The 13,396-nt window shown below is 42.1% G+C and carries 12 protein-coding genes; 9 read left to right on the top strand and 3 right to left on the bottom strand.

Going from position 1 to position 13,396, the window contains the following annotated elements:
- The first annotated feature begins 14 nt into the window (after window positions 1–14).
- The 3 genes from yqiA (at window position 15) to parC (ending at window position 4,961) form a co-directional block, all read left to right on the top strand.
- A complete protein-coding gene (gene yqiA, locus OCV27_RS12155) occupies window positions 15–596 on the top strand; it encodes an esterase YqiA (RefSeq protein ID WP_125320107.1) in 582 nt (193 codons plus the stop codon).
- Window positions 597–809: 213 nt separating this feature from the next.
- Entirely contained in the window at window positions 810–2,690 is a 1,881-nt protein-coding gene (gene parE / locus OCV27_RS12150; protein WP_125320106.1) for a DNA topoisomerase IV subunit B, read from the top strand.
- 3 nt (window positions 2,691–2,693) lie between these two features.
- Window positions 2,694–4,961, top strand: coding sequence for a DNA topoisomerase IV subunit A (gene parC, locus OCV27_RS12145; RefSeq protein ID WP_125320105.1), 2,268 nt, complete (start codon window positions 2,694–2,696; stop codon window positions 4,959–4,961).
- 38 nt (window positions 4,962–4,999) lie between these two features.
- On the opposite strand, the gene degS is transcribed toward parC, so the two are convergent.
- The 3 genes from degS to zapG form a co-directional block, all read right to left on the bottom strand.
- Window positions 5,000–6,067, bottom strand: a complete 1,068-nt coding sequence (gene degS, locus OCV27_RS12140) for an outer membrane-stress sensor serine endopeptidase DegS (protein ID WP_125320104.1) — start codon at window positions 6,065–6,067, stop codon at window positions 5,000–5,002.
- A 114-nt stretch (window positions 6,068–6,181) separates the two neighbouring features.
- On the bottom strand, window positions 6,182–7,549 hold the full coding sequence (locus OCV27_RS12135) for a DegQ family serine endoprotease (protein ID WP_125320103.1): 1,368 nt from the start codon (window positions 7,547–7,549) through the stop codon (window positions 6,182–6,184).
- Window positions 7,550–7,665: 116 nt separating this feature from the next.
- Window positions 7,666–8,121: a Z-ring associated protein ZapG gene (gene zapG / locus OCV27_RS12130; protein ID WP_125320102.1), complete on the bottom strand. Its 456-nt coding sequence runs from the start codon at window positions 8,119–8,121 to the stop codon at window positions 7,666–7,668.
- 151 nt (window positions 8,122–8,272) lie between these two features.
- On the opposite strand from zapG, the gene zapE reads away from it, so the two are divergent.
- From zapE to OCV27_RS12100, 6 genes are all read left to right on the top strand, one after another.
- The gene (gene zapE, locus OCV27_RS12125) at window positions 8,273–9,376 is read left to right on the top strand and encodes a cell division protein ZapE (RefSeq protein WP_125320101.1); all 1,104 of its coding nucleotides are present in this window, start codon (window positions 8,273–8,275) and stop codon (window positions 9,374–9,376) included.
- A 230-nt stretch (window positions 9,377–9,606) separates the two neighbouring features.
- Window positions 9,607–10,035, top strand: coding sequence for a 50S ribosomal protein L13 (gene rplM / locus OCV27_RS12120; protein WP_125320100.1), 429 nt, complete (start codon window positions 9,607–9,609; stop codon window positions 10,033–10,035).
- Between the two features lie 15 nt (window positions 10,036–10,050).
- Window positions 10,051–10,443, top strand: a complete 393-nt coding sequence (rpsI, locus tag OCV27_RS12115; RefSeq protein WP_114785086.1) for a 30S ribosomal protein S9 — start codon at window positions 10,051–10,053, stop codon at window positions 10,441–10,443.
- A gap of 320 nt (window positions 10,444–10,763) precedes the next feature.
- Entirely contained in the window at window positions 10,764–11,357 is a 594-nt protein-coding gene (gene petA, locus OCV27_RS12110; protein WP_125320099.1) for a ubiquinol-cytochrome c reductase iron-sulfur subunit, read from the top strand.
- The gene (locus tag OCV27_RS12105; protein WP_125320113.1) at window positions 11,357–12,622 is read left to right on the top strand and encodes a cytochrome b; all 1,266 of its coding nucleotides are present in this window, start codon (window positions 11,357–11,359) and stop codon (window positions 12,620–12,622) included. The genes petA and OCV27_RS12105 overlap by 1 nt, the downstream gene beginning before the upstream one ends.
- Window positions 12,619–13,356: a cytochrome c1 gene (locus OCV27_RS12100; protein WP_125320098.1), complete on the top strand. Its 738-nt coding sequence runs from the start codon at window positions 12,619–12,621 to the stop codon at window positions 13,354–13,356. The genes OCV27_RS12105 and OCV27_RS12100 overlap by 4 nt, the downstream gene beginning before the upstream one ends.
- Window positions 13,357–13,396: the final 40 nt, after the last annotated feature.

The raw sequence follows: 13,396 nt of genomic DNA, 5'->3' as shown, positions 1-13,396 counted from the left end.
TCCCAAGGATTATTATGCGACCTTCCTTGCTTATTTATATTCATGGATTTAATAGTTCTCCGTTGTCTGAAAAAGCACAATTGATGACAGAGTACTGTTCACATCAAAGACCTGATATTAAGGTCGTGGTCCCGCAGCTGCCGTGTTTCCCCCAGCAAGCTGCCGATTGTTTACTAGACATTGTTGAGCAGTATAAAAGTGATTATCGCATCGGGCTTATTGGCAGTTCTCTTGGGGGATATATGTCGATATGGCTCAATGCTCGATTTAGTTTTAAAGCTGTTGTTGTTAACCCAGCCGTTAGACCTTATGATTTACTAGAAGATTATTTAGGTGAGCAAGAAAACCCGTATACAGGTCAGCGTTATGTATTATCTCAAACTCATATCGATGAATTAAAATCTTTAGATGTTCCTATCATTCAATACCCAGAAGATTTTTGGCTTTTGCAACAAACTCATGATGAGGTACTTGATTACCATCAAGCTATTGAGAGGTTGTCAGGGGCTAGACAGACTGTAGAAGAGGGTGGAGATCACAGTTTTGTAGGCTTTGAACGCTATCTTAAACAAATCATCGAATTCCTTCAGCTATAGTATCTATTGAGGGAAAAGTCATAAATTTAGTAGTTAGTTAGTTATCTCACTTGACATAGTTCTCTCTCTTCCAGACTATGTTTCTCCTGTACTGAGCTGGATATAAAGCGATGAGAGTTTGGTCGCTTATACTGTCTAAACGTATACGAGTAGACAGTAAAAGCTTATCAGCTCAGTTATTCATTTCATTTTCTATAAACGATATTCCGTATTATGACTGAACAATATAATGCTGGGGCCATTGAGGTTCTTAATGGTTTGGAACCAGTACGACGCCGACCTGGGATGTATACGGATACAGCGCGTCCTAATCATTTAGGGCAAGAAGTTATCGATAATAGTGTCGATGAAGCGCTAGCCGGTTATGCTTCAAAGGTCCAAGTGATTTTGCATGCTGACCAGTCTCTTGAGGTCATAGATGATGGCCGTGGCATGCCTGTTGATATACATCCAGAGGAAAAAGTTTCTGGTGTTGAGCTTATCTTATGTAAACTCCACGCTGGTGGTAAATTTTCAAACAAAAGCTATCAATTCTCTGGCGGCTTGCATGGCGTTGGTATTTCAGTGGTAAATGCCCTGTCAAAACGTATTGAAGTTACTGTGAAGCGCGATGGACAAGTGTATGAAATTGCATTTGAAAATGGTGATAAAGTTTCTGATCTTACGGTGACTGGCACATGTGGACGACGTAATAAAGGAACCAGTGTTCACTTTTGGCCTAATACTAAGTATTTCGATTCAGCCAATTTTTCTGTTGCTCGTTTGGTTAACAACCTTCGTGCTAAAGCCGTACTATGCCCCGGGCTTGAAATTATTTTCACGGATAAAGTCAATGGTAATGATTATCAATGGCTATATGAAGATGGTTTGAAAGATTATCTTGCTGAGGGAGTCAAAGGGTATACTGTATTACCTGAGTCACCCTATACTGGTGAGTTTTCTGCAGAAACTGAAGCAGCAAACTGGGCATTACTCTGGCAGCCGGAAGGTGGAGAAATGATCACCGAAAGCTATGTTAACTTGATTCCCACCGCACAAGGCGGTACTCATGTTAATGGCTTGAGGCAGGGGTTGCTTGATGCAATGAGAGAGTTTTGTGAGTTCCGTAACCTTCTCCCGCGAGGTGTCAAACTAACGGGTGACGATGTTTTTGAACGTTGCTCCTACGTACTTTCAGTTAAGATGCAAGATCCTCAGTTTGCTGGACAAACCAAAGAACGCCTTTCATCTCGCCAGACTGCAGCATTTGTTTCCGGTGTTGTAAAAGATGCGTTTAGCCTTTGGTTAAATGAAAAACCGCAATTGGCTGAACAGCTGGCAGAAATTTGTATTGCTAACGCACATCGTCGTATGCGAGCCAGTAAAAAAGTAGTGCGTAAAAAAGTAGCATCAGGGCCTGCTTTACCAGGAAAATTGACTGACTGTTCTTTGCAGGATTTAAGTCGCACTGAAATTTTCTTTGTTGAGGGTGATTCAGCTGGTGGCTCAGCTAAGCAAGCGCGTGATCGAGAGTTTCAGGCAATTATGCCATTGCGAGGAAAGATCCTGAATACTTGGGAAGTTTCAGCTGATCAAGTTCTTGCGTCACAAGAAGTCCATGATATTTCTGTTGCTTTAGGTATTGATCCTGATACTGATAATCTTGATGGCTTACGCTATGGTAAAATCTGTATTTTAGCGGATGCGGATTCAGATGGCTTGCATATCGCAACCTTGTTGTGTGCTTTGTTTACTCGTCATTTTCGAGCTTTAGTCGAAGCTGGACATATTTATGTGGCGATGCCGCCGCTGTATCGAATTGATTGTGGTAAAGAGGTGTTCTACGCACTGGATGATGATGAAAAAGAAGGTGTATTGGAACGCCTATCAAAAAAGAAAGCCAAGATAAATGTCCAACGATTTAAAGGGCTTGGTGAGATGAACCCACTACAGTTACGTGAAACCACGATGGATCCCAATACTCGTCGCCTTGTTCAATTAACTATTGATGATTCAGAAGCGACGATAGAAATGATGGATATGCTACTTGGCAAGAAACGTGCTGATGATCGCCGTTCTTGGTTACAAAACAATGGTGACTTGGCAGAGGTTTAACGGATGTCTACAGATATTACTTTTGATGGCATTGAACAACTGCCAATGCGCAAGTTCACCGAGGACGCCTACCTCAACTATTCCATGTATGTCATCATGGATCGTGCTTTACCCTATATTGGTGACGGCTTAAAACCAGTTCAGAGACGTATAATTTATGCAATGTCAGAGCTAGGTCTCTCGGCTGCTGCTAAATACAAAAAGTCAGCTCGTACCGTCGGAGATGTGCTGGGTAAATATCACCCCCATGGCGATTCAGCATGCTATGAAGCTATGGTTTTGATGGCTCAACCGTTTTCTTACCGTTATCCATTGGTTGATGGGCAGGGAAACTGGGGGGCTCCAGATGATCCTAAATCGTTCGCAGCAATGCGTTACACCGAAGCAAAGCTATCTAAGTTTGCAGAAGTATTACTTGGTGAGCTAGGGCAAGGAACGGTTGAGTGGCAACCAAATTTTGATGGTACGATGAAAGAACCGCAGATGTTGCCTGCTCGTTTACCGCATATCTTACTAAATGGTGTTACGGGGATTGCAGTTGGTATGGCAACTGATATCCCACCGCATAATGTACGTGAGGTTGCTGATGCGACGATTCATCTGATAGATAATCCTAATTCAGAGCTGTCAGACTTGATGCGCTTTGTTCAAGGGCCAGATTATCCTACTGAAGCAGAAATCATCTCACCTAAAGCGGATTTAGAGAAGATTTATCGTACGGGCCGTGGCAGCATTAAAATGCGTGCAGTTTGGCATAAGGATGGCGGTGAGATTGTTATTACTTCCTTGCCGCATCAAGTGTCTGGCGCTAAATTGCTTGAGCAAATTGCCAACCAGATGAGAGCCAAGAAACTGCCAATGGTTGAAGATCTGCGTGACGAATCGGATCATGAAAATCCGACTCGGATTGTCATTGTACCTCGCTCCAACCGAACTGACTGCGACCAGCTCATGGATCACTTGTTTGTCTCTACTGATCTTGAGAAAAACTTCCGTGTTAATATAAACATGATTGGATTGGACAACCGTCCTCAAGTCAAAGGATTGGTCAAAATTCTTTCCGAGTGGATTGAATACCGGCGTACTACTGTACGACGTCGTCTGCAGTATCGTCTTGATAAAGTGCTTGCTCGCTTGCATATCCTTGAAGGTTTATTAGTTGCTTACCTTAATATTGATGAGGTGATAGAGATCATCCGTGTTGAAGATGATCCTAAAGCTGTACTTATGACAAGGTTTGGTATTACTGATATTCAAGCTGATGCAATTCTGGATATTAAACTTCGCCACCTTGCTAAATTGGAAGAGATGAAGATCCTTGGTGAACAGGCAGAGCTTGAGAAAGAACGTGATAAGCTTGAGCAATTACTTGGTTCAGAGCGACGCTTAAACACCCTGATAAAGAAAGAGATCAAAGCTGATGCTGAGAAATATGGTGATAATCGACGTTCTCCACTTGTTGAGCGCTCAGAGGCAAAAGCACTCACTGAACGCGACCTTGTTCCAAGTGAAGCTATTACAGTCGTCTTATCAGATAAAGGGTGGATTCGCCATGCTAAAGGTCATGACGTTGACCCTGAAGGGCTAAATTACAAATCTGGCGATAAATATCTTACGCATGCGCGTGGAAAAAGTAATCAGCAATCGGTATTTCTAGGCAGTGATGGTCGGAGTTATTCTCTAGAATCACACTCTCTTCCTTCTGCTCGTAGTCAAGGTGAACCTATTACAGGTCGACTTAACATCAACGCAGGAACAAATATTCGCCATGTTGTAATGGGAGAAGAAAACCAACTCTGGTTGGTTGGCTCAGATGCAGGTTATGGTTTTGTTTGTAAAGGCAATGATTTACTATCGAAAAACCGCAGTGGTAAAGCCTTAGTTACCCTACCGCAAAACTCAGAGGTTATGACTCCTGATAGTATTAGTGATTTAGATTATGATGAAATTCTCGCGATTACTAATCAGGGGCGGATGTTATTATTCCCAATCAAAGATTTACCACAGTTAGGTAAAGGAAAGGGAAATAAAATTATTAATATTCCAGCGGCTAAAGCAAAAGAGCGTGAAGAATTTGTTTCTCACCTGATGGCACTACCCAAAGGGGCATCAATAACACTGTATGCAGGTAAGCGTAAGCTTGGGTTAAAGCCTGCCGATTTAGATAATTTTCGCGGTGAACGTGGTCGTAGAGGGAGTCTATTACCAAGAGGCTTACAAAGAGTAACGTCTATCGAGGTTGAGATCTCTGAACCACAAGAAAGTGAATAGTTTTAAAATCCCATGAAAACATGGGATTTTAAAATGGCTTAGATTTCTCTGGTATCTTCTGCAATTGTTACTTTTAACGTTTGTTCTTCACCTTTCCTTAAGATGAGAACATCAACTGTTGTTCCGGGTCTCAACTCAGTAACTATATCCATGACACTTTGGCGGCCATTAATTTTGTGGCCGTCAATTTTAAGAATTATATCTTGAGGCTCAAATCCTGCATCCTCACCTGGTCCATTGGGATCAACACCAAGTACTACGATTCCACCCATATGCTCATTGCCGAGTAGGCGAGAAGTAACAGAAGTAATATCTTGTCCATCAATTCCTATGTAGCCTCTAATCACCCGACCATCAGCGATGATTTTTTGCATGATTTTATTTGCCAAAGTGTAGGGGATAGCAAAAGAAATGCCGTATGTTTCAAGCTCTGTAGCTTGTTGGAAAGAAGCGGTATTGATACCAACTAGCTCTCCTCGAGAATTGACTAAAGCGCCACCAGAATTGCCATCATTAATCGCAGCATCTGTTTGAATAAATGCTTGACGTCCTCCGGTACTTATTGAAGAGCGCCCTGTTGCTGAAATGATACCAAAAGTGGTTGTCTGACCTAAGTTATATGGGTTACCAATTGCCAGTACGACATCACCAACTTTGGGAGAATAGTCAGGGTTGAGTGGTATTACAGGAAGGTTATTTCCCTCCACACGCAATATGGCGATATCGGTACGTTGGTCGGTACCGACGAGTTGTGCAAAAGCTACTCGCCCATCTTGAAGTGCCACCACGACCTGATCAGCTTGGGCAACTACATGATAATTGGTAATAATATAGCCTTTTCGACTGACTATAACACCTGAACCTAGGCTTTGAGTCTGTAACTTTGAACGGTCACCTTCAGCATACTTTCTACTGTAGATATTAACGACGGCAGGGGCTGTTTTTCGAACCGCGCTATTAAAAGAGAGCTCCTGAGTTGATGTAATATTATTTGGATCACCAAAATCATCAGAAAGAACATTGGTTCTGAGTGATGGAATCGCTAGCAGCAGTAATAATGCTGTTACGAGTCCTAACCCAATTGAACGCAGCAGGAATTGCAGCATAGCCTCGCAACCACCCTATAATTGAGACAAGTGGCGAAAGAATAGCATTAGATGAGATAATAATAAAAGGATGGTAAGAAATCCTACCATCCTCTGACATGGGCAGGGTCTTATTTAGCGTACTACGAGATAAATAGTGCGCTCTCCACGCTGGATATTAAGAGCAAGTACACTCGTTTGTTTCTCAAGTACTTTTCTGAAATCAGCTAAGTTCTTAACACGTTTTCGATTGACTCCGATGATGATGTCGCCTTTCTGTAATTGATAAGCTTCAGCTTTAGAGCCTTTTTCTACAGAAGCAACTCTCACCCCTTGGACGGAATCACTTGAGGTTGTATTGGTCAACTCAGCGCCAGCTAATCCTTCATGAAGCTTATCTGCTGATGCCTTCATGTTTTGCTGTTCGCCTAATATAACTTCATAATCTTTTTTCTCGCTATCACGAACAATACCCAGAGTTACTTTTTTGCCAGCTCCTAGAGTCGCGACTTTTGCTCGTAACTCACTGAATGAGTTTATGTCTTTACCGTTAACCGAAATAATAACATCTCCAGCTTTCAACCCCGCTTTATCTGCTGCGCTGTCTGGCACAATTTGGCTGACAAAAGCGCCTTTGCTGGACTCGTAGCCTAATGCATCAGCAAGTTCAGATGTGATTTCCCCACCTTGTACGCCCAGCATGCCACGTTTGACCTCACCAAATTCGAGAATTTGATCTGTGAGATTAGTCATCATGTTAGAAGGGATAGCAAAACCGATACCGACATTGCCGCCATTTGGCCCTAGAATTGCGGTGTTAATGCCAATTAGTTCACCTTTAAGGTTGACTAAGGCTCCACCTGAGTTGCCACTATTAATAGCGGCATCAGTTTGGATGAAGTTTTCGAAGTTTTCAATATTTAGTCCGCTACGCCCTAAGGCTGAAACGATACCTGAGGTAACTGTCTGACCTAAACCAAAGGGATTACCAATGGCAACGGCAAAGTCGCCAACACGTAAAGCATCAGAATCTGCAATCTTAATTTGGGTTAAATTTTGCGCTTTTTCAATTTTCAACAGCGCGACGTCAGACATTTTGTCCCCACCGACGAGTTCAGCGTCATACTCTCGGCCATCATAGAGTTTGACGCGAATTTTTTCAGCTCCATTTATAACGTGATAGTTGGTCACAACGTAGGCTTTGTCGGCGTTAATGATTACACCTGAACCTAAGCCACGAAACGGGCGCTCTTGCAATTGTTCTGTTGGGAACTCTGGTCCAAAAAAGAAACGAAACTGCTCTGGAATACGTTGCTTAGCAACTTGAGTACCTTCAACAGAAATGCTGACGACAGCTGGGGTTACTTCTTCTAGCATTGGTGCAAGACTGGGTAGCTGCTGACCAGAAATAGCAAGGGGAAGCGCAGCTGTTGCTTGTATGGGGGTGATGATTGAACTCAAGCTTAGGGAAAGAACGGATAAAGCAAGCAAAGGTTTTTTCATCTGATAACTCCTAGTTTAGTTAAGGCCTGTGATTTAATATTTGTGTAAAAAATAAGAAATCAAACGACGCTTACGGAAATTATGACTCAAAAACCTTTACAAAGTTCATCACAGATTTATGAAGCTTCGGCTGCTATTGCTTGATCAGTGTTTAGTTGCTGCTTTTTTTCTTCTTTGAGTAGTCCGGTTGACCCAGATGCATAGTCTTTGGGTGCTTCACTCATAGCCGATGTCTTTCCATTCGATTCCTCTACTGGAACGTCTATTTGTTCAGCCACTTTCTTACTAAATGGGTTATCCTGTTCAGGAAGGTTAGGCAGCAGTTCAGCAGACGTTTTAGCCATATGCTGGTAGAGTTTAGTATATTCTTTGCCTAAAGAATCCAGCATGTCAGCAGCTTGAGCAAAGTGGTCCGAGAGGTCTTGTTTTTGCTGCTCAAGCTCGAACTTTGCACTTTCTAGATCTTTTTGGATGGCTTTTTGTTTTTTATATCCCGGGGTTGTAATGCGCGAGATGATGATTCCTAAAACCGCACCAATAAGCAAACCTACGAGGGCGTAAATCCAAAGCATATTCGCTCCTTATCATTGTTATTTAACATGTTTTTTACCGATCGGTTACACATGCTTAGTGACATGTTACTATGAGAGGCCAAGACGATAAAGAAAAATGCGTGTGCACTGCATAGCAGCTTGTATTCTTTTAAAGCATTTGAGTGAAACAATGACTCCATTAGAGATCTATATTAAAGACATAAAACAACATGGCTTTCAACAAGATGAAGCGCAGCTTGAAGCCGTACAAGCTTTGGATAAGCTTTATCATGAGCTAGTGCAGTATTTGAACACGCCGGTAGCAACAATTTCCGGGTGGAGACGTTTTTTTAGTAAAAAAACATCCCAAGCTGCTACACCTAAAGGATTGTATTTTTGGGGGGGCGTTGGACGTGGTAAAACCTATTTAATGGACACATTTTTTGAAGCTTTACCTTGTGAAAAAAAAATGCGTGTTCACTTCCATCGCTTTATGTATCGGGTTCATGATGAGTTGAATTCGATAGGGGATGTGAATGATCCATTGGAGTTAGTGGCTGATAGGTTTAAAGCCGAAGCAGAGATTATTTGTTTTGATGAGTTTTTTGTTTCAGATATCACTGATGCGATGATACTTGGTACTCTATTTCAGGCATTATTTCGACGTGGTGTTGTACTGGTTGCAACGTCTAATATCCCACCTCACGATTTGTATCGGAACGGTTTGCAAAGAGCACGTTTTCTTCCTGCCATTGAATTAATACAGACAAATTGTTTGATATTAAATGTTGATAGTGGAATTGATTATCGCCTTAGGACCTTAAAGCAAGCTGAAATTTATCATTTTCCTCTCGATCGGCAAGCTAAGACTAACCTTTGTCATTATTTTGAGCAGCTAGTTGGTGAAAATAAGCAAGGTGAAATTTGCATTGAAATTAATCACCGCCAGATAGACATAGTTAACTCCTATGAGGGGGTTCTTCATGCAACCTTTAAGCAGCTTTGCCAGTCTGCAAGAAGCCAAAATGACTATATTGAGCTTTCACGATTGTATAATACTGTGCTGTTGGCAGATGTTAAACAAATGGGTCAATTAACCGATGATGCAGCTCGCCGCTTTATAGCACTAGTGGATGAATTTTATGAACGTAATGTTAAATTGATCATTTCAGCAGAAGTACCATTAGAGGATTTATATACTCAAGGCCAGTTGGAGTTTGAGTTTCAACGATGCCAGTCTCGATTGATAGAAATGCAAAGTCATGATTATCTAGCCAAAGAGCATTTAGCATAGATATTTGGTGTTTTTCTTTAATGGGGGAAAAAAAGTCAACTTTTTTGCTGAAAAGAGATGATTTTTTCAACTGACTTCTCTATAATCCTGCGACCCACCGTTACTGCCGACCAAATCCTATGGGGTTAGGGTCGAGAGTGCCAACCACTCGAAGGGGTGATGACTGGGCTCTTAGTCAGTGGGAGCTATGCTCCTTAAGTGTAAATTTTAATTAACGGGTTATTATTAGCATGAAAACTTTCGTTGCTAAACCAGAAACTGTAAAACGTGACTGGTACGTTGTAGACGCTGAAGGTAAAACTCTTGGCCGTCTAGCAAGTGAAATTGCATCTCGCCTACGTGGCAAACATAAAGCTGAATACACTCCACACGTTGACACAGGTGATTACATCATCGTTGTTAATGCGGAGAAAGTTACTGTAACTGGTAACAAGGCTAAAGGTAAGATTTACCATCGTCACACTGAATTCCCTGGCGGCCTAAAATCAATCAGCTTTGAGAAGCTTATTGTTCGTAAGCCAGAGATGGCGCTTGAGCTAGCAGTTAAAGGTATGCTACCACGTGGTCCTCTAGGCCGTGCTATGTACCGTAAGCTGAAAGTTTATGCTGGTGCTGAGCACAACCATGTTGCTCAACAACCACAAGTACTAGACATCTAATCGGGGATTTCGAAAATGGCAGAGAATCAATACTACGGCACTGGCCGTCGCAAAAGCTCAGCTGCACGTGTTTTTATAAAACCAGGCAGCGGTAACATCGTAATCAACAAGCGTGGTCTTGATGAGTACTTCGGTCGTCCAACTTCTCGTATGGTTGTTAAGCAGCCTCTAGAGCTAGTTGAGCTAACTGAAAAACTGGATCTATACGTTACTGTAAAAGGTGGTGGTATTTCTGGTCAAGCAGGTGCTATCCGTCACGGTATCACTCGCGCTCTAATGGAATACGATGAGTCTCTACGTCCTACTCTACGTGCTGCGGGTTATGTTACTCGTGATGCTCGTTGCGTTGAGCGTAAGAAAGTTGGTCTACGTAAAGCACGTCGTCGTCCACAGTTCTCCAAGCGTTAATCTTTATTCAAAGATTAACACCGGTGAATACACCGGAACTTGGTCCCAAAAGCCTGACTCTAAGTCAGGCTTTTTGTTTTCTAGCAATAAATACCTTTCCTTATCTTCTCCTTAATAACTTATTTTCTGCTAATCTTTCATTTGTGAGTAAACGGGCTATTTACTTGACGCTTGTTGCAAAAAGGTACCTTTATCTTGTCAAAAAGTAGGGTTTTAATTATCATTTGCCGTCAAATACATACAACTAGATTTGTATTTTTTAGCCATGCTCTGTGATAGGAATAATAATAATCCAAAGGAGCAACTGGGAGAATGTTTGGATGAGCAATGCGCCTTTAAATAACGGTCGCAGACGGTTCTTGACCGCTACAACTGCAGTTGTAGGGGGTCTCGGAGCCGCTGCTGTCGCCGTTCCTTTTATTAAATCTTGGAACCCCAGTGAGAAAGCAAAAGCTGCGGGTGCACCTGTCGAAGTTGAAATCGGTAAGCTTGAAGAAGGGCAGATGGTTCGTGTTGAATGGCGAGGTAAGCCAGTATGGGTTGTCCGTAGGGCGCAGCCTGTGGTTGATGGATTAAAAAACATCGATGGTCAACTTCGTGACCCTGCTTCTGGTGAAGAACAGCAACCGGCTTATGCTCAAAATGCTTACCGTTCAATTAAGCCTGAGTATTTTGTCGCTGTAGGGATTTGTACTCATTTGGGTTGTTCGCCAACTTATTTACCTGATACTTTTAGCGAACAAGTCCAAGGTGTTAAATCTGGTTTCTTTTGTCCTTGTCATGGTTCCAAATTTGATATGGCTGGGCGCGTTTTTCAGGGGGTGCCTGCACCACTAAATCTTGTTGTTCCCAAGCATATGTATCTAACGGATACCAGGATTATCATCGGTGTTGATGAAGAAGGAGAAGCATGATGCAATCTCTACTTGATTGGGTAGAAAAACGTCTACCCGCAATGAATGCTTACAAGAAGCACCTTTCAGAATACCCAATGCCAAAAAACTTCAACTTTTGGTATTTATTTGGTTCACTAGCGATGCTGGTCTTGGTCAACCAACTCTTGACGGGTGTTTGGTTAACGATGAATTATGAGCCGTCAGGTGATGGTGCCTTTGCTTCAATAGAATATATCATGCGTGATGTAGATTATGGCTGGCTGCTTCGTTATATGCACTCTACGGGAGCTTCCGCTTTTTTTGTTGTTATATATCTGCATATGTTCCGCGGTTTGATCTATGGCTCCTACCAGAAGCCTAGAGAGCTATTGTGGATTTTTGGTATGTTGATTTTCCTAGTGCTGATGGCTGAAGCTTTTATGGGATATTTGCTTCCTTGGGGGCAAATGTCGTATTGGGGAGCGCAGGTTATTATTTCTTTATTTGGCGCGATTCCAGTCATTGGTGATGATCTGACACTTTGGATCCGCGGTGATTATGTTATTTCGGGAGCAACACTTAACCGTTTCTTTGCGCTGCATGTGATTGCCTTACCTATTGTTTTGCTGTTGCTCATCGTGCTCCATGTTCTAGCATTGCATGAAGTAGGATCGAATAACCCAGACGGAATTGAGACAAAATTGCCCAAAGGCAGTATGGGTGAGGGTTACGAAACGCAATTTACATTCCACAAAGATTATACCAAAAAGTATGACATTATCGATTCGATACCTTTCCACCCTTATGGAACGGTGAAAGACTTGATTGGGGTCGCAGGATTTTTGTTCTTATTCTGTTACGTATTATTCTTCAATCCAGAAATGGGCGGGTATTTCCTTGAACCGCCTAACTTTGAAGCTGCAAATCCTCTAAAGACACCTGAGCATATTGCACCCGTATGGTACTTTACTCCCTTTTATGCAATTTTGCGTGCCGTTCCTGATAAACTTATTGGTGTTATTGCTATGGGCGCATCAATAGTTGTTCTATTTGTTCTTCCATGGCTAGATCGCTGTAAAGTCCGCTCTTATCGTTACCGTAGTAAGTTTCATTTGTTTAACATCATCCAATTTACGATCAGCTTTGTTGCTTTGGGTGTCCTTGGTGCGCTTCCTGCTACGCCAACGTATACCTTGCTAGCTCAGATTTTCAGCTTAGCTTACTTCATGTTCTTCGTGTTGTTGTACTTTTACAGTAAAAACGAAGCGACTAAGCCACTACCAGAAAGGGTGACCTTCAAATGAAAAAATGGATTGTAACTTTATTTGCAATGCTGCCTTCTCTGGTGATAGCAGCAGGAGTGAACGTACCACTAGACAAAGCAAACAATGATCTTAGTGATCAAGCTTCATTACAAAATGGTGCTAAATTGTTTATGAATTATTGCTTTGGCTGTCATTCATCTCAATACCAGCGTTACGAGCGTGTTGCTCGTGATATAGGTATTCCATTAGATTTACTCAAAGAAAACCTGATTTTTGATCCAAATATTAAAGTTGGTGAATTGATGGAGAATGCTATTCCAGACGAAGCAGCAGCTAAATGGTTTGGGGCTGCACCTCCAGACCTTACTTTAGTCGCTCGTGTTCGTGGTGTTGATTGGTTATATACTTATCTTCGTTCATTCTATGAAGACTCTTCTAGACCATTTGGTGTCAACAATGTCGTTTTTCCAAGTGTTGGTATGCCGCATGTACTTGAAGAGCTTCAGGGGATACCTAAGCCTATTTACGAAACTAAAGTTATCAATGGCCAAGAACACAAAGTTGTGGTTGGTGCTGAAAGTGATGGGACGGGTGAATTAAATCAAGAAGAGTACGATGATGCTGTTCGAGACTTAGTAAACTTTCTTGAGTATTCAGGAGACCCAGTTAAATTGGAGCGCCATGCGTTAGGTTGGTGGGTGATGGCATTCCTAGTGATTTTTACCATTGTCGTTGTGTTGCTCAAGAAAGAATATTGGCGTGATGTCCATTAATTGTGCTATTATGCGGTGCTAATTCCGAGTTTTATTGTTG

It is taken from the genome of Vibrio pectenicida (assembly GCA_024347015.1).
In the GTDB taxonomy this organism is placed as follows: domain Bacteria; phylum Pseudomonadota; class Gammaproteobacteria; order Enterobacterales; family Vibrionaceae; genus Vibrio; species Vibrio pectenicida.
This window is presented reverse-complemented; position numbering and strand designations above follow the sequence as displayed.